Below are 21,341 nucleotides of genomic sequence, written 5' to 3'. Positions count from 1 at the left end.
GTCTTATTGCCCATAAATAGCAGGATAATGCTGAACTCTAACTTTTGTATTGTACCACAATTCTCCTCTTAAGCAGTACTTCACTCTATTTTTCTTTTAAGGGAAAACATGCTATTCTTTTAGGCAGGAAATGTAGAAAATGAGGTCGATATATTATGCATTATGATGTTATTGTCATCGGCGGCGGTCCTTCAGGGCTAATGGCTGCAATCGGTGCTGCTGAAGAAGGCGCAAGCGTCTTACTTCTTGATAAAGGAAATAAACTAGGACGTAAACTTGCGATTTCTGGTGGTGGTCGTTGTAACGTAACGAACCGTCTACCACTTGATGAAATCGTTAAACATATACCTGGAAATGGTCGCTTCTTATACAGTGCTTTTTCTATTTTCAGTAATGAAGATATTATTACATTCTTCGAAAATCTCGGTGTAAAACTGAAAGAAGAGGATCATGGCCGCATGTTCCCAGTATCAAATAAAGCGCAATCTGTTGTAGATGCACTGTTAACACGATTAAAAGACTTAGGTGTGAAAATACGTACGAATACGCCTGTTGAAACGATTGAATATGAAAACGGTCAAACGAAGGCTGTTATTCTGCAAACAGGCGAAGTGTTAGAAACGAATCACGTCGTTATCGCTGTTGGGGGAAAATCTGTTCCTCAAACTGGTTCTACTGGAGACGGATACGCTTGGGCTGAAAAAGCTGGGCATACAATTACAGAACTTTTCCCAACAGAAGTACCAATCCTTTCAAACGAACCGTTTATTCGTGACCGCACATTACAAGGTCTTGCTTTACGAGATGTAAACTTAAGTGTATTAAACCCGAAAGGAAAAGTTATCATTTCTCATAAAATGGACATGCTCTTCACTCACTTCGGCCTATCTGGTCCTGCTGCTCTTCGCTGTAGCCAATTCGTTGTGAAAGCGATGAAAAAGTTTAAAACGAACACAGTGCACATGAGTATCGATGCATTGCCAGAAGAAAATAGTGAGCAACTGTTCCAGCGCATGCTGAAACAAATGAAAGAAGATCCGAAAAAAGGAATTAAAAATGTTTTAAAAGGCTATGTTCCTGAACGTTACTTCCTATTCTTATTAGAAAAAAATGAAATTGACGGTAGCGAACAAGCTGGACAAGTTTCTCATGAGAAGATTCGCGCACTTGTGAAAGACTTTAAAGAATTTACCGTCCATGTAAATGGTACGCAGTCAATTGAAAAAGCATTCGTTACTGGCGGAGGGGTATCCGTTAAAGAAATTAACCCGAAAGAAATGGCTTCGAAATTCACGAATGGTTTATACTTCTGCGGAGAAGTTCTTGATATTCACGGTTATACTGGCGGCTATAACATTACATCTGCCCTTGTTACTGGTCGAATTGCCGGAACAACAGCAGGACAAAATGCGAAAATGCAATACTAAAAAAAGAAACAGGGACTCCTGTTTCTTTTTTTATAGGCGCATGAAATTATATCGGCGATACTTTAAATATATCGACCGTTTCTTCAAAAATATCCCTTCCTCCTAACTTCCCATTGCTTTTTTGTTGCTTTATATACCTTAGTACCTTTATATTTTATATTGTTGAATATTCGAAAAAGGGTAAGGGGAAAACAAATGAGAAAAAAAGTCATGATGTCTTTAATGCTAATGACGTTTCTTTCTGCGGTAGAAGGAACGATTGTTAGTACAGCGATCCCTCGTATAACGAGTGATTTGTCAGGTGTCGAACTTGTTAGTTGGGTATATGCAATCTATATGCTTGCAACAGCTGTTTCGACTCCAATATACGGAAAGCTAGCTGATTTATTCGGCCGTAAAAAAGTTCTGCTCATCGGAGCAACAATCTTCTTAATCGGTTCTGCACTTTGCGGAGTCGTTACATCAATGGAACAATTAATCTTCTTCCGTGCTCTTCAAGGTATAGGGGCTGGGGCTGTTATGCCGATCACAATGACGATTATTGGAGACCTATATAGCGAAGCGAAAGACCGCGCGAAAGCACAAGGCTGGATGAGTGCCGTTTGGGGTGTATCTGGTGTTATTGGGCCGTTAGTAGGTGGATTTTTAGTTGATTCTCTTTCTTGGCGCTATATTTTCTTCTTAAACGTTCCTTTTGGAATTATCGCTTGCTTAATGTTTGCCACTTCTTATAAGGAATCTGTTAAGTCCGCCGCTAAGCAACATATCGACTATCTTGGTGCGACAGTCTTCTCATTAAGTACAATCGCTCTGCTATACGCATTATTAACAGGTAGCAGTAAGCAAAACTGGGGAGACATTTCAATTATCGGCCTATTAATCTTTGCCGCTGTTTCATTCATTATTTTCTTATACATCGAGAAAAAATCTCCGGAACCATTAATTCCGCTAGCACTTTTCTCTAACCGTACATTATCTACAATAAACATACTAACACTTATTGCTGGCGCAATGATTATTAGTATTACAGTGTATCTTCCAATTTGGAGCCAAGGTGTTTTAGGAAAAAATGCGACAGAAGCTGGACTCATTTTAATGCCGATTCCTGTTATGTGGACATTCGGTGCTATGTTCTCCGGTAACTTAGTTGGCAAGTTACAAACGAAACAAATTATTTTACTTGGAGCTAGCATTTTATCAGTTGCTACTTTCTTATTATTTACATTATCAACAGATTCACCATCATTCCTTATTTATGTTGCAGTCGGATTATTCGGCTTAGGAATGGGGCTTGTTACACCAATTTACATGGTAACAATTCAAGCAGCTGTACCGGCTCATACGCGCGGAACGGCAGTTGGTTTAAACACATTTATTAATACATTTAGTCAAACACTAGGCGCTGCAATCTTCGGAACGATCTTCAATACGATGATTCATGCACGTGGCATTAAAAACCTTGATCTTGTTTCTTCTGGCGGACATGGAGGAGCTACAGCAAACGTAGCAACCGAGTCTCAATCCGCATTAGCATCAAGTGTACACGTCATTTATATGAGCACGTTCGTATTAGCGGTATTCACATTAATTATCGCTTGGATCCTATTAAAGCCAGCTAAACAAACAAGTGAACAATAAAAAGAGGATGACCATTTTGGTCATCCTCTTTGCATAAAATCTACTCTTCATTCTCCACAATATGTTGCAGCATGGACAATTTATTATCCCAAAATCGTTCATAATACGAGAGCCACTGCTGTAATTCTTCTAACGGCTCTGGATGCAAACGGTATATCTTTTCTCTTCCGCTCTTTCTTCCACTCACTAAATTCGCTTCTGAAAGAATATGAAGATGCTTTACAACTGCAGTACGGCTCATCGAAAAATGATCCGTTATTTTTGAAATGGGTAACTCTTTATCACTTAATAACCGTAACACTTCTCGGCGGGTTGGATCAGCAATTGCTTGAAATACGTCATATTTCGCTGCTGACGAGGCCATTTAACCTTCGACAACCTTTTTCAGTTTTTCATTTACAATCGCTACCCAGCCGCCATTCATTCTATCGCGAATAATAGAGCTCTTCGCATTCGCTTTCGGAAGAATTTCATCAGGATGTTTCCAGCCGCCGTGAATTAACGTAAATTCTGTTTTATTATCTCCTAAGTCTTTCAAATTAAATGAAACAACCCAGCCATCCGTATCCCATGAGAAAGATAAATGATTTGGTTCATCAATCTCTAACACCTTACATGGTGATGGTCCAAAAGGTGATTGCACATGAAACTCATGTCCTACCTCTAATTCGAAATCATTTGGCATAAACCATGACGCAATTCCTTCTGCAGTTGATACTACATTCCATACTTTTTGAATAGGCGCGTCAAAAACGATTGTTTGTTTAATATCATTTAATGTATTTTGTTGTTCCATTTTATATCTCCTTTATTCGGCATCAAAATATAACACCTTTTAGTTTCGCATTAACAATATAACACCTTTTGGTTTCATGTCAAGAAAGGCTCTTTTTCACTGTTGAGAAATTCTCAACATTTTTTCAACAGGACAAACACCCTCTCAGCATTCCTTCATAATATACTCACAAAGGCAATGAAAAATAGAAAATTCCCTCAATATGAAACTCTATCACTCCTATTGAGAGAAGCGCCTAACTTATCTCATCTGTACTTCGTCTCTCCTCCTTCCCTCGGGGACAATACGCGAGATATGTAAAGATCAGAAGGAGTATGCCCGCCATTTGGGTAGGTAGTTATTTCTCTTCTCCTCAACATTTCCTTAGAAGCGAAATGACTACCGACCCACTTTTTTTAACAAAAATAAAAAGGAGATGAAAGCTATGTTCTATTGCATTAACTGTTCTGAAATTCACCATAAAAAACATCCAAATGATAAAGTATTCAAAAATGGTTTTTATATTGATCCATTTTTAGGTGATCGTTATCACCTCGGTATGTGCACTGATGCTCAGGAGCATGAAACAGGAGAAGTTCTTTTAACGGAAAAGAAAACAGGCGCAACACAATCTATTATGAATATTTTACCGACACATGTTGTCCCAACATAAAGCATAAAAAAGAGCTGGCTCCCCAGCTCTTTTTTATGCTTTATAAACAATCATCGCTGAAAAACAATAAATTTGATTTTCATCATCGTTAATTGAAACACCAACTTGATACTTTATATCTACAAAATTTCCATCATCAATTTTTTTCAAAAATACATTTACAGCTTCTTCTAAGTCTTTTTCATGACTTTCATCAAACACTTTCACACGAATCATGTTAACACCATCCTAGATCGCAGCCCTCCGCCGCTTGTTTATTGCCACGGTGCGTATCTATGATGCGATAAAACTTTCCATCTTCATATATATATCCGTCTTCTAACACATATTGTTTATCTTCAGTATAGACATAAAACTTACCTATCATAAACTTACTCGTATATAATTCCAAATAATCTTGCCTAAATTTAGCTACAACTTTATTTGTAATATCAATTCTAATTGTGCGCCCCACCTTCTCTCCCTCCCTTGCAAAGAACGGATTTAGGTATATTGTATTAGCGATTTTATATTTTATGCTTAAAAATAAGTGGATATGCCTTCTTTCTGCGCCTGTACTATTTTTCTAAAAAAATCCCCCCTATTTATTCAACGTTATAAGAGCAAAAAAACAAATTAAAAAACGACTTTTATATATTGACTACAGCATATCAGATGTGATATTATATAAAATTTGACATTTTTATCCTAGTATGTTATCATTAAAAGTGGTTACCACATATGGAGGTGGATGATTTGTTTCAAATTGGTGATAAAATCGTTTATCCAATGCACGGTGCAGGAATCATCGAAGCAATTGAAGAGAAAGAAATATTAGGCACTACGCGTCAATATTGTGTTATACGCATCATTAGTAAAGATATGCAAGTAATGCTTCCGATGAATCAACTACAAAAATCAGGTATACGTTATATCGTCGATAAAGGTACGTTAGATGGTATACTTCTTGAATTTCATCATGGGGAATCAGACCCATCACTCTCTTGGAAACAAAGATATACAATGAATATGGAAAAAATGAAGAACGGCAATCTTCAAGATAGTGCAGAAGTTGTTCGTGATTTACTTCGTCGCAATAAAGAAAGAGCATTAAATGCGAGCGAAAAACAAATGCTAGATAATGCGCGTAAAATGGTTATTAGTGAAGTTGCGCTCGTACAGAATGTTTCAGAACATCAAGCAACAGAATTTCTTCAAGATACAATCAATCATTAATTTTAAAAATAGCCGACCGCTATTTTTTTTTGCAAAAAAGGACAAAGAGATAAAACTCTTTGTCCTTTTCATATTACCCACGCCCAGCTTGGAATGATGGGTATAAAGTCATTCCACCATCTGCAAATAACGTAATTCCAGTTACGTAACTCGCCTCTGATGAAGCGAGCCAAGTTGCTACTGCTGCGATTTCTTCAGGTTTTCCAATGTAGCCCATCGGAATCATACTTTCTACGTCAGCACGCTGCTTTGGATCAGCAAACTTTTCAGCATTAATTGGCGTATTAATTGCACCTGGTCCAATATTATTTACTCGAATACCTTTCGGTGCATATTCTAACGCTAACGTTTCTGTCATAAGTTTAATACCGCCCTTACTTGCCGCATAGTGCACGAATAATGGCCACGGGATTTTCTCATGAACACTAGACATATTAATGACAGATCCTTTAATATCATTTTCCACAAAATATTTAATCGCTTCACGGCTCCCTAAAAAAGCACCCGTTAAATTTGTATTGATTACTTTATTCCAATCCTCTAACGGCATTTCGTGCGATGGGACTGCGTTTTCTATCCCTGCATTATTAATCATAACGTCGAGCGTACCAAATTCTTTCACAGCAGATTGAATGAGATTCACAACATCCGATTCAATCGTGACATCCCCTTTTACAGCAATCGCTTCTCCGCCTAATTTTTTAATTTCTTCTAACACATCATTTGCTTCTGACTCTCGTGAGCGATAATTAATAACAACTTTCGCCTTCTCCTTAGCAAATCGTACCCCCATCGCTCTTCCGAGACCCGTTGCTGACCCTGTAATAACGACAACTTTCCCTTCTAAATCGCTATACATTTCAATACCTCCTTTAACTTTTTGCAATACCTAGCATAATTCCGGCTGCGATAATAAAAACGATACCAACGACAATCCCTATTAATTGACGCTTCGTTTTTCTTTCACCTAATATAAGAATCCCGCCAAGCGTCGAAATAATAATGCCCATTTGTGAAAGTGAAAAACTTGTTGCAACTCCGACGCGCGGCTGCGAAATGAATAAAAACATATTTCCAGCTGCCCAAATTAATCCTGGAATAATATTTCGTATCGCATATTTATTAAATGGATGATGTTTAAACGTAAGTAAAATGCCTCCTAACACCATACCGACTGCTTGCGGTAATAAAGCAGACCAACCATCTACGTTAAATAACCTAATAACTACTACATAAACTAAATAACCGACCGTTGAAATTAATAAAATAATAATTCCTTTTTTGAAATTCCCTGCTTGCTCTGCATTCTTTTCTTCTTTACTTTGAAGTGATGTTAAAACAACCCCGATAATAATACAAACGAGCGCCAAAACTCCAAGGACAACTGATATTGTCGTCGACCATTCATGAAATACAATAACGCCAAATAAAGTCGTCGCAACTAATTGAAGTCCCGTTGAAATTGGCATCGTTCTGGAAACACCCATTAAATCAATACTTTTCAATTGATTCGCCTGACCAAGCGCCCAAAATAAACCTGACACAATTCCAACTCCAATAACGGTAGGCGTTAATACTGGCTTCACAAAAATATAAACAACAATCGCAAAAATAAGCGCACCGAACGTTGTACCGAGCGTTTGACTATACGGTCCCCCGCCCAGTTTCACGTTAAATAGCACAATGCTTCCCCAAAATATAGCTGGTAAAATCGCTAAAAGTATATCCATCGCTCATTACCTTTCTTTACTAAATGTCATCAGTTACTGCTCTACACCATTAGAGTGTGCCTTCATTTTTTCCTTCGCACGTGCGCAAACCTTTTCTGCGATCGCACTAGACACATTTTTTTCTCGCTCTACTTTTTTTATTTTTATTTGATCCAAATAATCTTCTAAAGTGAGTGTAATACGATCGTTCGGCGGATTATGTGCCCCTTGAAATGTAAGAAATTGTATCGCAACTGCAAATTTAGGAATAAACTCATCTTTCTTCCCTATGCGCTTTATGTTTGCAACGGATTCACATTCATGTTGATCTTCTGTCACTTGCCTTATAACCGAGTAATATCGATTCAGTAACGCACTTTCTAAAAGCTGTTCCGTCGATTCTTTTGCCAAAGAATTGCTTGGAGAAAAGAAAAAAACAGAACATATCATTGAAATCATTACACATATCTTTTTCATAATTCCCTCCTTGTTCTATAAGTTAGTGTTCTCAAAACTTCCATAAAAAAACGACTTTCCCTATATAGGAAAGTCGTTTTTTATAGCACAAATCCAATATTAACCACCACTCACTGGTGGTATTAATGCAACTACATCACCAGATTGTATCGTATCATCTTCATTTGCGTACTCTTCATTAATCGCAACCATAATTGGCGCTGACACTGGTACATTATATTCTTTCGCAACAATATCTTTTAACTCTGCAACCGTAATATTTTCTTTCTCTATTTGTAATTCACTCGTTCCTGCTTCTTCTTGCAAGTTCGCAAATAACAATACTCGAATCATATTTATAACTCCTTCCCAGGCTCTCCTGCTGGATATGGTGTTTTTTCTAATTGATCACCAATCCATGAGTCACCATCTTCCCAAAACTCCTTTTTCCAAATCGGAACAATTTGCTTAATACGCTCCATAATATATTCATTCGCTTCATAAGCCTCTTTGCGATGAGGCGTTGATACAGCAACAACAACCGCTATATCAGAAATTTGCAGCGTGCCGATGCGATGCGTAATCGCAACATGTGTACCGGGCCACTTCTCCTTCACTTCTGACCCAATTTTCTGTAGCATCTTTTCTGCCATCGTCTTATAAGCTACATACTCTAAGTATAGTGTACGACGCCCTTTCGTAAACTCCCTAACTGTTCCGATAAATGTTGTGACAGCACCACATTCACGGCGAACTACTTTCTTTGCCACCTCTTCAATCGAGATTTCTGTATCAATTACTTCATAATACGTATTTATCATTTTGCACCCCTAACCGTTTGTAAAAACCAGTCTATATACAATTTTTCTTCTGTTATATGAAATACTTTATATTCTTCTCGTACATTTGACGGAGCATCATACCACGTAATAACCGCCGCTATATTTTCTACTTTATGTAAAAGTTCAGCGTCTTCCGCAGAACGAAGTAACACTATTTTTGGATATTCCTCAGCTTTATAGCCCTCTATTAAAATCGTATCCACTTCAAAAAATTCGTACAAGCGGATAATTTCTTGCAAGGACCATTCATCTCGCAAAGAGGACAGAGATAGTAATCCAGCGCCTTCTACACTACTTACTACAGCACCAGCTTTTCGGTGTCTTTCACTATCTTTTTGTGCTACTTCAGGAAAGCCCCCGTGACCATGATGTTTAATTGTAGCAACCTTCATTTCGCTTTCAGCTAATGCATGTACCATCTTCTCTACAAGTGTTGTTTTCCCGCTATTTTGATACCCTACTATTTGTAAGATTGAAGAGGCTTTGCCCACGGCCAATCACTTCCCTCAGAGCATTCTAACAATAATACAGACACTTTCATTCCTGCTTCAAATCCTCTCGTTCCTCCAGGCAGCACGATAAAAGCATTTGCATCCGCAAGTGAAGAGACCGCACTCGATTTATCTAAACCGACTGGCATCGCTTGTAGTGCCCCATTAACAACGCTCGCTTTCGCTCTTACAAAACGAGTAAACGGATTTGGTTTCGGAAAATCTTTTTGCAAAATAGCATCGGCTCTATATACGTGAGGATCCTTCGCATTCAAATACGTTTTCATAATTGGATGCACAAATAATTCGAAACCTACATAACAAGCTGACGGATTACCTGATAAACCGAAGAGTAGCTTTCCATCAACTTCAGCTACTGTCGTTACACTCCCTGGCCTCATCGCTATTTTATTAAAGAGTACATTCGCCTGTAACTTTTCATAAATAGCTGGCAAATAGTCGTAATCCCCTACTGAAACACCGCCCGTTGTAATTAAAATATCAACCTCATCCATCGCCGATTTAACTGCTGTAAAACATGCGTCTAACTCATCGGCAAGTTGTCCATAGTAACGAACTTTTCCGCCAGCTTTCATAATTTGAGCGGCAATCATATAAGAGTTACTATTTCTAATTTTCCCTGGCTCTAACGCCTCATGCACTTCTAATAATTCGCTGCCTGTCGTTACAATACCGACAACCGGCTGTTTTACAACTTTCACAGTGCTATATCCAAACGTCGCTAATAATGCGGCAACACCCGGATTAATTACAACACCTTTCTTAACAAGGACTTGATTTTGTTTTATATCTTCTCCTTTAAATGACACATTGTCACCGTTTTGGAAAGGGCGTTTTAACTTCATATATGTACTTTCGTTCCTCTCGAATCCTTCCGTCAGTTCTAGCATTACGACTGCATTGCAATCTTCTGGAATAGCTGCTCCTGTCATAATACGAACCGCCTGAAAAGCCCCTACTTCTTCTGTAAAAACAGATCCTGCTCCGATTTCTCCTATTACTTCAAATTCAACCGGCTGCTCTTGACTCGCTTCCTTCGTATCTTCTGCTCGGATTGCGAAACCATCGTAAGGAGAACGATCAAAGTGAGGAACGTCGTGATTTGAGACAACATCCTCTCCAAGAATCCTCCCGTAACTTTCTGTAATAGAAACTTCTTCTACTTCACCATGCTTAGCGTATTTCATAACCCGCTCTACTGCCTCAGCAACTTGAATCGGGATTCGTTTTTCTACCATTGTTTCTCACCTCATATTTGCAAAATATCTAATCTCGATTACACTTTATATATTAAATCGCAATTACTTCAAGGAGGAATTCCATGTCTTCATTCACACATTTCAACGACCAAGGACGCGCTAAAATGGTTGATATAAGTGATAAAAAAATAACCGTTCGAACAGCAATAGCATGCTCTAGCATTCTCGTTACGAAAGAGATTTTTGATAAAATCTCTCACAATGAAATTGGTAAAGGTGACGTATTAGCCGTCGCACAAATCGCAGGCATTATGGCTGCAAAACGTACTTCTGATATTATCCCAATGTGCCATCCTTTATTATTAAAAGGTGTTGACGTCTCTTTCGATTGGAAACAGTCAGAAGAACAATATCGACTACTTATTGAAGTAAAAGTTAAAACAGAAGGTAGTACCGGCGTTGAGATGGAAGCTTTAACAGCCGCTTCCGCTACCGCTCTTACTGTATATGACATGTGTAAAGCCGTTGATAAGGGTATGATTATTGGCGAAACCTACTTACTTGAAAAAACGGGCGGAAAAAATGGAGATTATATTAGAAATTCTTAATCCTACCTTTTCCATTTGAACCTAAAGGATCTCCCTTTAGGTTCAACCTATATATCTTGTATATAGTCGTTTCGCAACATTCATATCATTCGTACCATGAATAAACGCCCTGCCATCTGTAAATAAAACAAAACGATATTCTTCCACTGGAAATGATAATAAATATGGCGTTGCTTTTACATCCACACTTTTTTGTAAGCGCTTTTTAATTTCTTCTAAATTAAAACCCTGACGCACACCTGGACGGATTTGAACTGTATTTCGCCCACATAATACTTCTGTTTTCGTTTGTGCTTCAAATGTTAAACTCGGATATGTACGTAGCTTTCCACAAGATAAACATGTATCCTTTTTCTGCCTATTCACTTTAAATGCCATCTGTTGATTATTCCAAAGATCAAATGATAGCATTGTTTCACGAAGTGCCTCAAAATCTTCTACTAATATTTTCAAGGCTTCCGTTATTTGATGTGCAACTACTAATTGCACTGCTGGCTGTATAATACCGGCCGTATCACATGTCGCTCCGCTCGCCGGATGTTCCATTAAACATCGAAAACACGGCGTTTTTCCTGGCAAGATGGTATAAGTTACTCCGTAACTTCCAACACATCCTCCGTATATCCACGGAACGTTATACATCTGAGATATATCATTAATAAGCAGGCGCGTTTCAAAATTATCTGTCGCATCTAATATTAAATCTACACCTTTAATTAACTCTTCCATTTCTTGCACCGTTACATCAGTCACAACCGGTACAATTTCTACTTCGGAATTAATTGCCTTTAAATGTTCTGCTGCCGCTATCGCTTTCGGCTTATAATGCTTCGCATCTTCTTCTGTATATAATTGCTGCCTTTGTAAATTACTCCATTCTACATAATCACGATCAGCAATTGTTATTTTTCCAACACCTGCTCTAACAATTGCTTCTGCATTCGCTGCTCCAAGCGCACCAGCACCGATGACGAGCACATGCTTCCTTCTTATTTTCCGTTGTCCTTTTTCTCCAACACCTGAAAATAACATTTGTCTTGAATATCGCTCTTGCATACGACATCCCCCTTTCTTATCCTCCTATATAAGACATTTCAATTTTCGGACGATTTTTCGCACTTTCTTCTGTCCGTTCATCTGAATATCGATCTTTTCTATTCTCCCATACATCTTGTATAGCTTTTAATAACTCATTATCTGAAAGGTTTTCCCTCAGAAGTTTCCTTAAATCTATTCCTTCTGCCGCAAACAAGCAAGTATAAAACTTTCCATCTGCTGAAATTCTTGCTCTCGTACAAGAAGAACAAAATGACTCAGAAACAGAGGTAATAAAACCAACCTCTACATTCGTTCCAACGTATCGATACCGCTTCGCAACCTCCCCAAAATAATGATCTTCAGCTGGCTCAATTGGATACACCCCATGAATCATATCAATTAATTCTCGTTTCGTAATAACTTGATCAAAATTCCATCCATTCGTACTACCAACATCCATAAACTCAATAAATCTAAGTGAAATTCCTTGTTCTTTAAAATACGCAGCAACCGGAAGTACTTGATGATCGTTCATCCCTTTTTTCACAACCATATTTACCTTCACTTCAAGGCCTGCTTCTTTCGCTGCCATAATTCCTTTTAACACTGGTTTCGTATTCATATTCCGGCCATTAATTGCACGGAACACATTATCATCTATCGCATCCAAACTAACATTTACTCGGTGTAACCCCGCTTCTTTTAACGCCTTCGCTTGCTTCGTTAAATGAATCGCATTTGTCGTTAATCCTAGATCTACTAAACCGTCAATTTTCACGAGACGTTCGATAAGTTTTGTTAAGTCCTTACGGAGCAATGGCTCACCGCCAGTAAGTCTAATTTTCCGTACACCGATGCTAACAAATACTTTTGCTAATCGCTCGATTTCATCAAATGTCAGTAAAAACTCATCTTTCAAAAAAGCATAATCAGGACCAAACACTTCCGCTGGCATACAATACGTACACCGTAAATTACAACGATCAATGACAGAGATGCGCAAATCTTGAAGTGGGCGTCCGAAAAAATCTTTAACCTTCTCCTGCATCGCCACTCTCCCTTTCTGCCAAATTTATCCCTTTCTTCATTCTATTATAATATATTTTTGAAACGTGATGTTTTTGCTAAGGTGAATAAAGTGAAACTTTAAACAATAGAAAGTTATCAATTCCCCTCTGATTAGCGAGAACGACTCTCAAATACTGGGATAAAAAAACCTTGAAACATAAAAGTTCCAAGGTTTTTCTACTTATTAACTTAATCTAATAATAGTGAGAGTAGCCCCTGGCGTTGTCGTAGATAATGTAACCCCAAGCAATCCAGATAAGTGCAAGCTAACAGCGGCTCCAGCAGGCAAGTTAGTAATAATTGTCGCATTTAATGAACTCACGCCAACTAAAGGAGCATTTATCGTTCCAGCGAGCGGGTTTCCATTTATAGTGTTTCCAATACTTCTTTTAAATAAAAACTCCCCTAATTTCTTAGGGGAGTCCAGCTGTTGAATCCATATTATCTGTATTAGGGACACTTTGTACTATATTTGATACATTTGCACCTTGCCCCGTATTTGCTCTTGTTAGATTACTAGCAGGAGTACCTCGTGTATATGTTGTCGTCACAGAATCTCCCGGCTGTAAACAAAGCTTCGTCTCCGTTCCTATTACTGTAACAACATCAATCCAAGTGCAACCCGTTGAACCACTATACGATTTCGAAGCAGTAAACGATGTATCACTCAAATTATCACCGGTAAATATATTCCCAGTATTATTAACAATAATAAACTCTTTTATATGCGCAGGCATACTTACACTCTACCTTTCCTTTATGCACCTAATGTACGTGTACTCGTCGCTAATGGCGGAAGAAACACTGATGTTCTAATCACAGCTTCTGGCTGTCGTTTCCCATTTAAAAAAACAGCCGCACTCGATCCTCCAGCACCAGCATATATTTTTGCCACAGCTAAAGGTGAGATATCATAACAGTCACCGACATTAACAGCTCCTGTATTATTTATAATTTTTACTTTACGCATGTTAATCCCCATTTACCTACCCCCCTTTTATACACTGTATGCAAAAGAAAAAAACTTGAAACAAACACGTTTCAAGTTTTTGCAACTACTTATTTAGTTTCGCCTTCATATTGAAGCATACCGCCAACCATATTCACTGTTTTAAATCCTTGCTCATTTAAATAATGGCATACATTTTCACTACGCATTCCTGAACGGCAAATAAAGATATATTCATTCTCTTTCTCAAAGAAATCTACTTTGTTTGGAATATCGCCCATTTTAATATGTACAGCTTCCGGAATTTTCCCTGCCGCTACTTCTTCATCTTCCCTTACATCTACTAAAAATAATGTTTCTCCATTTTCTAAACGCTCTTTCACTTCTTCTGTAGTAATTGTTTTTACTTCTGTCATATGTAGTTCCTCCTTATATACAATAAAACCTTCAGTTTCTTCTTTAAACAATCATTTCTCATCAATTTTAGCACGCGAAGGAAGGAACGCAAAGAATGGAACATGTATTTCTCAATTTTCCCGCAAAACTTATTCTTTACAAACATAACTAGCGCATTGTATCCTCAATATACTTGTTTGATGAAAGGAGCCAGTTAAAATGACACTTTTTCTTTTCATTATGGGCATCATTTTTTTAATTGTTGCAGTTATTGCTCTTAGTATGAAAAATAATAAAAAGATAAAATCCCCTCAAGAAATGTCATTCTTATTTCTATTACTTAGTATAGCTTTCTTCGGTTTATCAATCGCTTCATATATTTTCCGTCTGCAAATCATGTAAAAAAAGGTGCCTACTATAAATCATGCACCTTTCCACATTAATTATTTCCTACACAAAACTAGATACTTTCCGGTTTAAAAACTCATAAACTTTCTTTTCAAATAAATGAACATCTAACGCTCCTGCCATATGCCCATTTATACTTTCTATCTCATATACTTCTGCATACTTCCCTTGCTTTTGCAAAATTTCTACCATTTTATAATTGTAACGAGGCGGCTGAAGTAAATCTTGTTTACATGGAATCATGAGTACATTCGCTTCAATCTTAGAAAGAGCCTCTTCTAAGGAAGAAAATCCATGTGCAATATCATGTAATAAGACTGCTTTTGTAGTGTACATCCATGAATTTGCATCTACTAAATCTATACTTTTACATGTCACTTTATTTATTTCTTTCTCAAATGATGTTAATGCAGAAAATTGCTGATAAGGTGCCATTTCTATACTGTTCCGCGGGAATGCCGTTTCATAAAAATGTTCATCAAATGCGTTCATAAACATCATTTTATTCGCCAAATGAAGCCCCTTCGTTGGTTGTTCCTCTCCGTACTTTCCACCTTTCCAATTTGGATCAAGCTGAATTGCTTCGATCGCATTTTGCGCTACATTTCCCGACGTTATAATTGGGTTTTGCGGATTCGTAATAACTCCAATCATTCGTTCTACCATATGAGGATAGTGGACAGCCCATTGCTGCGCAATCATCCCACCTGCCGACGGTCCCATTACAGCATGCAATCTAGCAATCCCCATATCTTTTATTAACTCATATTGCATACGTGCTACATCTAAAAATGTGAAAACTGGAAAATCCATCGCATACTCAAAACCAGTCATCGGATTTATCGATTTTGGTCCCGTTGTAATCACGTAGGGGTTCTTCACCTGTACATTACAAAGGTTATCAGTACATATAACGAAATATTTATTTGTATCAATTGCTTTCCCAGGTCCAATTAATCCATCCCACCAACCAGCTTCCTCATCATGCTCTGTATACTTTCCTGCCGCATGACTTGTTGCACTAAAATAGTGACAAACCAAAATCGCATTTGATTTTTCTCTATTTAAAGCACCATACGTCTCATACCCCATTTGAACAGGAATCTCCCTACCATTTTCAAACACAAACTCTTTTAAAACAAACTTCTCCTTTTTTACAATTTGCACAGACTCGCCTTCTTCCCGTCATATTATGAACTGCTTACTAAAGGATTTTTTCTATGCAAACCAATCTCCTCCTTCTTTTCATAAATAAATGAATAATATACAAAATTAGCCACAAAATAGCACTATATTACACAATCAAAGAGGGCATACATATGATTTGGAATTGGTTACGTAAGAAAAAAAACTCAAATACAGCAGAAGCAAAAGAGACAAACGACTCGGAACAACAGTATAACGATCAAGAGAACAATAACAAAAAGAAAACTAGAAGCATGAAACATAACCAAGATAAGAATAGCCAGCAAAAAAATGGAGAACAAACTGAGGATTCTTCACAAGACAAACAGCAGCAATCTACACAAGAGGATTCTTCTCAAAGCAAACAACAACAGTCTACACAAGAAGATTCTTCTCAAAACAAACAGCAACAGTCTACACAAGAGGATTCTTCTCAAAACAAGCAGCAACAGGCTTCACAAGAGGATTCTTCTCAAAACAAGCAGCAACAGGCTTCACAAGAGGATTCTTCTCAAAACAAGCAGCAACAGGCTTCACAAGAGGATTCTTCTCAAGACAAACAGCAGCAATCTACACAAGAAGATTCTTCTCAAAACAAACAGCAACCGGCTGCACAAAAGAATCCTTCTCAAGACAAACAGCAACCGACTGCACAAAAGAATCCTTCTCAAGACAAACAGCAACCAGCTGCACAAAAGAATCCTTCTCAAGACAAACAGCAACCGGCTGCACAAAAGAATCCTTCTCAAAGCGCTGGAAGTAACAGCATTTATGACTTTAGCAAACCAGAAAAGGACCATATTCATTCTCTACAAGACTTAATAGCAAAACTAAAAATGTCTAGTGACTTTGTTAATTATCATACATCTGATGATGAAACGATGCCTTATTGGATTTCTTACTACCGTCCTTCACTTGATGGAGAAAAGCTTCAAAAGTATTTAATGCCTACACTTTTAGAACGCTCTTGTTCTTCTCTTGAGGAGCTAAAAGAACATATGCCAATGAGCGGTATTACAATTACGAACGACTTACAAAAAATTGAGGACATGGTTTTAAAAGGACATGCAATTATTCAATTGAACCAGCAAGATCAAAAGTGTATGCTTGCAAACATTGCAATTGATACTTACCGGGCACCAAGCCCTCCATTAAATGAATCAACAGTTATCGGTCCACAAGAAGGTTTTGTAGAAGCTATTGATACAAATATTAATTTAGTCCGTAAACGCCTTCCAGTATTAGAACTGCAAACAAAAGAAATGATAATTGGCTCCTTTTCGAAAACAAAGGTTGTAATAATGTATTTAGACAACCTTGCAGAAAAGGATAATGTGGATTTTCTCGAAGAATCATTGCGAGCTCTTGAATACGATCAAATTAATGATAGTGCTTATCTTCAAGAGTTAATGGGCGAAAAATCAATTTTTCCATTATATATCAATACAGAACGAACTGATAGAGTGACAAAGGCACTTATTGATGGCAAAATTGCAATTTTTGTTGACGGTTCACCAAACGTTCTACTAACTCCTGTATCATATTTCGATTTCTTTATTTCACCAGAAGACTATAACGTCTCTTGGCTGTACGCTACATTTTCAAGGATTTTACGACTTATCGCGGTTCTTTTCTCAATTTGTGCAGCCCCATTATATGTTGCCGTTTTAAGTTATCATTACGAACTCATTCCAAGCGATTTGCTTGAAACATTGATTTTATCAAGAGCACAAGTACCATTCCCACCTTTAATCGAAGCACTCTTTTTGGAATTAGTTATTGATTTATTAAGAGAAGCTGGGGCTAGGTTACCGATGAAAGTAGGACAAACACTCGGTATTGTAGGTGGTATCGTAATTGGACAAGCATCTGTTCAAGCTGGGTTAACGAGTAACATTTTATTAATTATCGTTGCCTTATCAGCGTTAGCTTCCTTTATTACACCCATTTATAAAATGGGTAACGCCGTTCGTTTACTACGTTTCCCATTTCTCGCATTTGCAGAAATAGGTGGTCTATTTGGTATTTCTCTTGGATTTATCTTTTTATTTACCCATCTTTTTAGACTAACTTCTTTACGTAAACCGTACGCACTTTTTTATCCAACTAGACAACAATCAATGAAAGATTCATGGATTCGTTTTCCATTAACGATGATTGATACAAGAGATGTACAAGCTAGACCACAGCATGTTAAGAAATCAGCAAACGGAATTTCAACAAAACATACATCTGATTTTGATGATTAAGAAATGAGGTGCATCGATGAGTAAAATTAAAGCAGAACACCAAATATCACCTATCTTCGTCTTCTTCTTAATTCACGGTGCACAATTTGGTGCTGGTGTTCTCGGATTTGCCCGCATTATTGCGAAAGCAGCTGGATACGATGGCTGGATAGGTGTCCTTCTCACAGGAATCATCATTCATATTCTCCTATGGATGATGTATTCCTCACTAAAAGGTATAGATGGCAATTTAATTGATTTGCATAAACAAACATTCGGAAAGTGGCTTGGGAATGGGATTAACATTATCTTTATGGTGTATTTTTTAATGGTCAGTATTTCTGTCGTTCGAACATATGTAGAAATTATTCAAGTATGGATGTTTCCTTCTGCTTCGATTTGGATGCTAACAACTTTTCTATGCTTAGTCGGTTATTATATTATCTCATCTGGTTTTCGTGTTATTACTGGTATCTGTGTCATTTCTATCGGCGGGACACTCGGATATCTTTTCATTAGCCTTTTTATCTTAAAATACACTCACTGGTCTAATTTACTCCCTGTATTTTCACATTCATTTTCAGACATTTTAAAAGCATCTCAATTATCAATCTATACTATGAGCGGATTTGAAATTTTTCTTATGATTTATCCATTTGTAAAAGAGTCTAAGAAATCTCATAAATTTGCACAATACGGTGCGCTATTCTCTAATCTTTTATATTTATTTAGCACCCTCTTAGCTTTTACATTCTTTAGCGAAAAACAATTATCCAAAACAATTTGGGCCCAGCTCTCTATGACTCAGGTTATCCAACTTCCTTTCATAGAAAGGCTAGAGTACATTGCAATCTCAGCTTATGCTCTCGTTATTGTTACGAGCTTCATTCTTCCTTTATGGGCAGCGACAAGAGGAACACACGAAATATTTCGTGTAAAACAAAGAGGTGTTTTAATTACTTTTTTGCTCATTACCCTCATTGTTTCACAACTTTTAACAAACAGACATGATATTAATGACTTTATTAGCAATGCGTCAAGAATTAGTTTTTGGCTTATTTACATATACATCCCAATTCTATTTATTATTGTGTGGGTGAAAAGAAAATGGAAAAAATCAAAAGAAAATTAATGCTTCTTTCTTGTATCAGCATCCTTAGTCTAACTGGTTGCTTACAAAAAAATATTATCGATGATGTCAATCTCATTCAAGGGGCTGTTTTTGATACAGCAAAAGATAATAAAGTAAAAGTCACATTCGTTTGTCCTATACAGAAAAAAGGTAATAAAGTTCAAGTCCTTGAAGGAGTAGGAAACGCAGTAAAACAAGTAAAAGCGGATATATCTTTAGAATCCTCTCAGCCGTTTGCAAGTGGACAAATGCGTTTTGCTTTATTTACTACAAAAATCGCCAAAAAAGGGTTGTCAACTTCCTTTGACACGTTAATTCGTGATGTGAATATCGGGAACTCTATTTATGTCGGTTTATTAGAGGGAACAGGACTAGACTTACTAAAAGGTAAATATACAACATCATCTAACGTTGCAATTTATATAAAGAAAATGTTAGACCATAATATGAAAACGGGTCCTTTACCTACTGACAATCTACATTTAGGAGCCTATCGATATTATCGTGAAGGTCAAGATTCTTATTTACCAATACTCAAAAAAGATAAAGATAAAATAAGAATTACTGGTATCGGACTTTTAAAAAGAGATAAATATGTTGGGAAAATTAACTATCACGATATGTTCGCCTTTAAAGGTTTATTGGAAAAACATCGCTTAGATTCACATGAATTTAAAGCAAACTCAGGATACACAATCATTAATAATATTCGATCCGTCCCAACTTACCAAGTAAGTATTAAAGATGGTAAACCATCATTTTTCATACACGTTAAACTAGAAGCACGCATTCAAGAACTATCTAAACAGTTCAACTTAGAAAATAAAAAGAACACAAAAAAAATAGAAAAGTCAGTTGAAAAACAATTAGATGCAACAGCTAACAAATTAATTAAACAGTTTAAATCTTTAAATGTGGATCCACTCGGTCTCGGCGCAAGGTATAAAGAACATTACCGTCCATTCAAATTAGAAGAGTGGCGAAGAATGTATAAAGATGTTCCTATTAAGGTGAAATACACTGTCAATATTACAAATTCTGGTGTGATTGAATAAGTTAATGATTGAACTCCCCTCTCTGGCATGGTACAACGGAGAGGGGAGTTTTTATTTTTAAATAGAGAAAAGGGATATTTACGGGGGAGCTTATGTCTAAAAAATTAGTAAAACCTATTTTAAATGGTATTTTATTTCTCGGCGTCTTTTTATTTGCTCATACATACTTAAAAAATGTTTCTTTCACACGTTATTTACTTGTCGTTATACCAATGCTACTCATCGGAATGTTTGGCATCGATCTTATTTTATCCGTTTTAATTAAGAAAGAAGAATAACGAGCGAACATCTTATTTCTCATAAGATGTTCTTTTTATTAAATAATCACCTTATGTTACAATAAACTTCGGCACAAAATGAGAAAGGATGAAACAACATGACAAACGAAAAAGGTTTAGATAAAGGATACGAACTTGTTGCAAAAATGCATGAAGAATTCGGACATCCTGTGACAAATACTCCAACAAAACTAACAGAAGAGCGTGCAAAAATTCGTGCTAGCTTTATGCAAGAAGAGTTAGAAGAATTTCTAGAAGCAACCACTGTTGAAGATCAATATGATGCACTTATTGACCTTATTTACTTTGCATTCGGAACGTTTGCAGAAATGGGCGTACGTCCAGATAAAGGATTTGAAATTGTAAACAACGCTAACATGGCAAAACTATTCCCTGATGGGAAACCTCGCTTCCGTGAAGGCGACGGCAAAATTTTAAAACCTGAAGGCTGGCAAGCACCAGAACCACAACTTCGTGCTGAAATCGAACGCCAACGTCAAGAGGTATTGGCAAACGCAGGTAAATAATGTAAGAGAAACTGCTAAGAATA

Annotated in this window: 28 protein-coding genes and 1 pseudogene; 11 read left to right on the top strand and 18 right to left on the bottom strand. The window is 37.1% G+C overall.

What is annotated here, in order from left to right; genetic code table 11:
• The first annotated feature begins 155 nt into the window (after positions 1–155).
• Positions 156–1,427 carry a BaiN/RdsA family NAD(P)/FAD-dependent oxidoreductase gene (locus tag JTF23_RS12300; RefSeq protein ID WP_002112345.1) on the top strand — a complete coding sequence of 424 codons (1,272 nt, stop codon included), beginning with the start codon at positions 156–158 and terminating at the stop codon, positions 1,425–1,427.
• Positions 1,428–1,622: 195 nt separating this feature from the next.
• Positions 1,623–3,065, top strand: coding sequence for an MDR family MFS transporter (locus tag JTF23_RS12295; RefSeq protein ID WP_002112346.1), 1,443 nt, complete (start codon positions 1,623–1,625; stop codon positions 3,063–3,065).
• Positions 3,066–3,105: 40 nt separating this feature from the next.
• Here JTF23_RS12295 and JTF23_RS12290 read toward each other — a convergent pair whose 3' ends face one another.
• The gene (locus JTF23_RS12290) at positions 3,106–3,429 is read right to left on the bottom strand and encodes an ArsR/SmtB family transcription factor (RefSeq protein ID WP_204208861.1); all 324 of its coding nucleotides are present in this window, start codon (positions 3,427–3,429) and stop codon (positions 3,106–3,108) included.
• Positions 3,430–3,861, bottom strand: a complete 432-nt coding sequence (locus JTF23_RS12285; RefSeq protein WP_078173963.1) for an SRPBCC family protein — start codon at positions 3,859–3,861, stop codon at positions 3,430–3,432.
• A 424-nt stretch (positions 3,862–4,285) separates the two neighbouring features.
• Here JTF23_RS12285 and JTF23_RS12280 point away from each other — a divergent pair, with 424 nt between their 5' ends.
• On the top strand, positions 4,286–4,513 hold the full coding sequence (locus JTF23_RS12280) for a DUF3973 domain-containing protein (RefSeq protein WP_199708933.1): 228 nt from the start codon (positions 4,286–4,288) through the stop codon (positions 4,511–4,513).
• Positions 4,514–4,546: 33 nt separating this feature from the next.
• On the opposite strand, the gene JTF23_RS12275 is transcribed toward JTF23_RS12280, so the two are convergent.
• Both JTF23_RS12275 and JTF23_RS12270 read right to left on the bottom strand, forming a co-directional pair.
• Positions 4,547–4,729 (bottom strand): sporulation protein Cse60, encoded by a 183-nt coding sequence (locus tag JTF23_RS12275; RefSeq protein WP_002112353.1) that lies wholly within the window; start codon positions 4,727–4,729, stop codon positions 4,547–4,549.
• Position 4,730: 1 nt separating this feature from the next.
• The gene (locus JTF23_RS12270; protein WP_002089059.1) at positions 4,731–4,967 is read right to left on the bottom strand and encodes a DUF2553 family protein; all 237 of its coding nucleotides are present in this window, start codon (positions 4,965–4,967) and stop codon (positions 4,731–4,733) included.
• A gap of 266 nt (positions 4,968–5,233) precedes the next feature.
• On the opposite strand from JTF23_RS12270, the gene JTF23_RS12265 reads away from it, so the two are divergent.
• Complete coding sequence (locus JTF23_RS12265) at positions 5,234–5,728, top strand: CarD family transcriptional regulator (protein ID WP_087947353.1); 495 nt, start codon at positions 5,234–5,236, stop codon at positions 5,726–5,728.
• A 73-nt stretch (positions 5,729–5,801) separates the two neighbouring features.
• Here JTF23_RS12265 and JTF23_RS12260 read toward each other — a convergent pair whose 3' ends face one another.
• The 7 genes from JTF23_RS12260 to JTF23_RS12230 form a co-directional block, all read right to left on the bottom strand.
• The gene (locus JTF23_RS12260; protein WP_016106386.1) at positions 5,802–6,587 is read right to left on the bottom strand and encodes a glucose 1-dehydrogenase; all 786 of its coding nucleotides are present in this window, start codon (positions 6,585–6,587) and stop codon (positions 5,802–5,804) included.
• Positions 6,588–6,600: 13 nt separating this feature from the next.
• Positions 6,601–7,458 carry a glucose uptake protein GlcU gene (gene glcU, locus JTF23_RS12255; RefSeq protein ID WP_002199106.1) on the bottom strand — a complete coding sequence of 286 codons (858 nt, stop codon included), beginning with the start codon at positions 7,456–7,458 and terminating at the stop codon, positions 6,601–6,603.
• A 33-nt stretch (positions 7,459–7,491) separates the two neighbouring features.
• Positions 7,492–7,914: a DUF3888 domain-containing protein gene (locus tag JTF23_RS12250; protein ID WP_204208860.1), complete on the bottom strand. Its 423-nt coding sequence runs from the start codon at positions 7,912–7,914 to the stop codon at positions 7,492–7,494.
• Positions 7,915–8,013: 99 nt separating this feature from the next.
• The gene (gene moaD / locus JTF23_RS12245; RefSeq protein WP_000621795.1) at positions 8,014–8,247 is read right to left on the bottom strand and encodes a molybdopterin converting factor subunit 1; all 234 of its coding nucleotides are present in this window, start codon (positions 8,245–8,247) and stop codon (positions 8,014–8,016) included.
• A gap of 2 nt (positions 8,248–8,249) precedes the next feature.
• Entirely contained in the window at positions 8,250–8,714 is a 465-nt protein-coding gene (gene moaE, locus JTF23_RS12240) for a molybdopterin synthase catalytic subunit MoaE (RefSeq protein WP_002112357.1), read from the bottom strand.
• Positions 8,711–9,232, bottom strand: coding sequence for a molybdopterin-guanine dinucleotide biosynthesis protein B (gene mobB, locus JTF23_RS12235; protein WP_071151606.1), 522 nt, complete (start codon positions 9,230–9,232; stop codon positions 8,711–8,713). The genes moaE and mobB overlap by 4 nt, the downstream gene beginning before the upstream one ends.
• Entirely contained in the window at positions 9,196–10,485 is a 1,290-nt protein-coding gene (locus JTF23_RS12230) for a molybdopterin molybdotransferase MoeA (protein ID WP_204208859.1), read from the bottom strand. Before JTF23_RS12230 ends, mobB begins: the two co-directional genes overlap by 37 nt.
• A gap of 83 nt (positions 10,486–10,568) precedes the next feature.
• Between JTF23_RS12230 and moaC the strand changes: the two genes are divergently transcribed.
• A complete protein-coding gene (gene moaC, locus JTF23_RS12225) occupies positions 10,569–11,054 on the top strand; it encodes a cyclic pyranopterin monophosphate synthase MoaC (RefSeq protein ID WP_002112363.1) in 486 nt (161 codons plus the stop codon).
• A gap of 42 nt (positions 11,055–11,096) precedes the next feature.
• Here the strand turns inward: moaC and JTF23_RS12220 are convergent, their stop codons facing one another.
• The 6 genes and pseudogenes from JTF23_RS12220 to JTF23_RS12195 all read right to left on the bottom strand — a co-directional run bounded on the left by JTF23_RS12220 (position 11,097) and on the right by JTF23_RS12195 (position 14,525).
• Positions 11,097–12,110: a molybdopterin-synthase adenylyltransferase MoeB gene (locus JTF23_RS12220; RefSeq protein ID WP_002160176.1), complete on the bottom strand. Its 1,014-nt coding sequence runs from the start codon at positions 12,108–12,110 to the stop codon at positions 11,097–11,099.
• A 16-nt stretch (positions 12,111–12,126) separates the two neighbouring features.
• A complete protein-coding gene (gene moaA, locus JTF23_RS12215; protein WP_204208858.1) occupies positions 12,127–13,140 on the bottom strand; it encodes a GTP 3',8-cyclase MoaA in 1,014 nt (337 codons plus the stop codon).
• Positions 13,141–13,344: 204 nt separating this feature from the next.
• A pseudogene (locus tag JTF23_RS12210) lies at positions 13,345–13,533 on the bottom strand (BclA C-terminal domain-containing protein); the annotation flags it as partial.
• A 40-nt stretch (positions 13,534–13,573) separates the two neighbouring features.
• Positions 13,574–13,897: a hypothetical protein gene (locus JTF23_RS12205; RefSeq protein ID WP_204208857.1), complete on the bottom strand. Its 324-nt coding sequence runs from the start codon at positions 13,895–13,897 to the stop codon at positions 13,574–13,576.
• 20 nt (positions 13,898–13,917) lie between these two features.
• Complete coding sequence (locus tag JTF23_RS12200; protein ID WP_000512595.1) at positions 13,918–14,142, bottom strand: spore germination protein; 225 nt, start codon at positions 14,140–14,142, stop codon at positions 13,918–13,920.
• A gap of 77 nt (positions 14,143–14,219) precedes the next feature.
• The gene (locus JTF23_RS12195) at positions 14,220–14,525 is read right to left on the bottom strand and encodes a rhodanese-like domain-containing protein (protein ID WP_204208856.1); all 306 of its coding nucleotides are present in this window, start codon (positions 14,523–14,525) and stop codon (positions 14,220–14,222) included.
• A 199-nt stretch (positions 14,526–14,724) separates the two neighbouring features.
• On the opposite strand from JTF23_RS12195, the gene JTF23_RS12190 reads away from it, so the two are divergent.
• Positions 14,725–14,907 (top strand): hypothetical protein, encoded by a 183-nt coding sequence (locus tag JTF23_RS12190; RefSeq protein ID WP_002160171.1) that lies wholly within the window; start codon positions 14,725–14,727, stop codon positions 14,905–14,907.
• Positions 14,908–14,955: 48 nt separating this feature from the next.
• On the opposite strand, the gene JTF23_RS12185 is transcribed toward JTF23_RS12190, so the two are convergent.
• Positions 14,956–16,080, bottom strand: coding sequence for a homoserine O-acetyltransferase family protein (locus JTF23_RS12185; RefSeq protein WP_204208855.1), 1,125 nt, complete (start codon positions 16,078–16,080; stop codon positions 14,956–14,958).
• A 152-nt stretch (positions 16,081–16,232) separates the two neighbouring features.
• Here JTF23_RS12185 and JTF23_RS12180 point away from each other — a divergent pair, with 152 nt between their 5' ends.
• From JTF23_RS12180 to JTF23_RS12160, 5 genes are all read left to right on the top strand, one after another.
• Positions 16,233–18,347 (top strand): spore germination protein, encoded by a 2,115-nt coding sequence (locus tag JTF23_RS12180; RefSeq protein ID WP_204208854.1) that lies wholly within the window; start codon positions 16,233–16,235, stop codon positions 18,345–18,347.
• 16 nt (positions 18,348–18,363) lie between these two features.
• Entirely contained in the window at positions 18,364–19,458 is a 1,095-nt protein-coding gene (locus tag JTF23_RS12175; protein ID WP_078180090.1) for a spore germination protein, read from the top strand.
• Positions 19,434–20,513 carry a Ger(x)C family spore germination protein gene (locus tag JTF23_RS12170; RefSeq protein WP_204208853.1) on the top strand — a complete coding sequence of 360 codons (1,080 nt, stop codon included), beginning with the start codon at positions 19,434–19,436 and terminating at the stop codon, positions 20,511–20,513. The genes JTF23_RS12175 and JTF23_RS12170 overlap by 25 nt, the downstream gene beginning before the upstream one ends.
• Positions 20,514–20,605: 92 nt before the next feature.
• Positions 20,606–20,791 (top strand): hypothetical protein, encoded by a 186-nt coding sequence (locus JTF23_RS12165; protein ID WP_002129504.1) that lies wholly within the window; start codon positions 20,606–20,608, stop codon positions 20,789–20,791.
• Between the two features lie 98 nt (positions 20,792–20,889).
• A complete protein-coding gene (locus JTF23_RS12160; protein WP_204208852.1) occupies positions 20,890–21,318 on the top strand; it encodes a pyrophosphohydrolase domain-containing protein in 429 nt (142 codons plus the stop codon).
• The last annotated feature ends 23 nt before the right edge of the window (positions 21,319–21,341 follow it).

This window comes from Bacillus sp. RIT 809 (assembly GCF_016892495.1).
Classification (GTDB): Bacteria; Bacillota; Bacilli; order Bacillales; family Bacillaceae_G; genus Bacillus_A; species Bacillus_A cereus_U.
The sequence above is the reverse complement of the archived record's forward strand: the minus strand, read 5'-3'. Positions and strand labels throughout refer to the sequence as shown.

Excerpts from the sequence above, each read along its gene's own strand:
- JTF23_RS12165 (WP_002129504.1), top strand. The coding sequence starts at position 20,606 with ATGTCTAAAAAATTAGTAAAACCTATTTTAAATGGTATTTTATTTCTC.
- JTF23_RS12250 (WP_204208860.1), bottom strand. The coding sequence starts at position 7,914 with ATGAAAAAGATATGTGTAATGATTTCAATGATATGTTCTGTTTTTTTC.
- JTF23_RS12290 (WP_204208861.1), bottom strand. The coding sequence starts at position 3,429 with ATGGCCTCGTCAGCAGCGAAATATGACGTATTTCAAGCAATTGCTGAT.
- JTF23_RS12160 (WP_204208852.1), top strand. The coding sequence starts at position 20,890 with ATGACAAACGAAAAAGGTTTAGATAAAGGATACGAACTTGTTGCAAAA.
- JTF23_RS12205 (WP_204208857.1), bottom strand. The coding sequence starts at position 13,897 with ATGCCTGCGCATATAAAAGAGTTTATTATTGTTAATAATACTGGGAAT.
- JTF23_RS12275 (WP_002112353.1), bottom strand. The coding sequence starts at position 4,729 with ATGATTCGTGTGAAAGTGTTTGATGAAAGTCATGAAAAAGACTTAGAA.
- JTF23_RS12230 (WP_204208859.1), bottom strand. The coding sequence starts at position 10,485 with ATGGTAGAAAAACGAATCCCGATTCAAGTTGCTGAGGCAGTAGAGCGG.
- moaD (WP_000621795.1), bottom strand. The coding sequence starts at position 8,247 with ATGATTCGAGTATTGTTATTTGCGAACTTGCAAGAAGAAGCAGGAACG.
- moaE (WP_002112357.1), bottom strand. The coding sequence starts at position 8,714 with ATGATAAATACGTATTATGAAGTAATTGATACAGAAATCTCGATTGAA.
- glcU (WP_002199106.1), bottom strand. The coding sequence starts at position 7,458 with ATGGATATACTTTTAGCGATTTTACCAGCTATATTTTGGGGAAGCATT.
- JTF23_RS12280 (WP_199708933.1), top strand. The coding sequence starts at position 4,286 with ATGTTCTATTGCATTAACTGTTCTGAAATTCACCATAAAAAACATCCA.
- JTF23_RS12220 (WP_002160176.1), bottom strand. The coding sequence starts at position 12,110 with ATGCAAGAGCGATATTCAAGACAAATGTTATTTTCAGGTGTTGGAGAA.
- moaC (WP_002112363.1), top strand. The coding sequence starts at position 10,569 with ATGTCTTCATTCACACATTTCAACGACCAAGGACGCGCTAAAATGGTT.
- JTF23_RS12285 (WP_078173963.1), bottom strand. The coding sequence starts at position 3,861 with ATGGAACAACAAAATACATTAAATGATATTAAACAAACAATCGTTTTT.
- JTF23_RS12260 (WP_016106386.1), bottom strand. The coding sequence starts at position 6,587 with ATGTATAGCGATTTAGAAGGGAAAGTTGTCGTTATTACAGGGTCAGCA.
- JTF23_RS12175 (WP_078180090.1), top strand. The coding sequence starts at position 18,364 with ATGAGTAAAATTAAAGCAGAACACCAAATATCACCTATCTTCGTCTTC.
- JTF23_RS12200 (WP_000512595.1), bottom strand. The coding sequence starts at position 14,142 with ATGGGGATTAACATGCGTAAAGTAAAAATTATAAATAATACAGGAGCT.
- moaA (WP_204208858.1), bottom strand. The coding sequence starts at position 13,140 with ATGCAGGAGAAGGTTAAAGATTTTTTCGGACGCCCACTTCAAGATTTG.
- JTF23_RS12180 (WP_204208854.1), top strand. The coding sequence starts at position 16,233 with ATGATTTGGAATTGGTTACGTAAGAAAAAAAACTCAAATACAGCAGAA.
- JTF23_RS12195 (WP_204208856.1), bottom strand. The coding sequence starts at position 14,525 with ATGACAGAAGTAAAAACAATTACTACAGAAGAAGTGAAAGAGCGTTTA.
- JTF23_RS12265 (WP_087947353.1), top strand. The coding sequence starts at position 5,234 with ATGGAGGTGGATGATTTGTTTCAAATTGGTGATAAAATCGTTTATCCA.
- JTF23_RS12170 (WP_204208853.1), top strand. The coding sequence starts at position 19,434 with ATGGAAAAAATCAAAAGAAAATTAATGCTTCTTTCTTGTATCAGCATC.
- JTF23_RS12295 (WP_002112346.1), top strand. The coding sequence starts at position 1,623 with ATGAGAAAAAAAGTCATGATGTCTTTAATGCTAATGACGTTTCTTTCT.
- JTF23_RS12300 (WP_002112345.1), top strand. The coding sequence starts at position 156 with ATGCATTATGATGTTATTGTCATCGGCGGCGGTCCTTCAGGGCTAATG.
- JTF23_RS12190 (WP_002160171.1), top strand. The coding sequence starts at position 14,725 with ATGACACTTTTTCTTTTCATTATGGGCATCATTTTTTTAATTGTTGCA.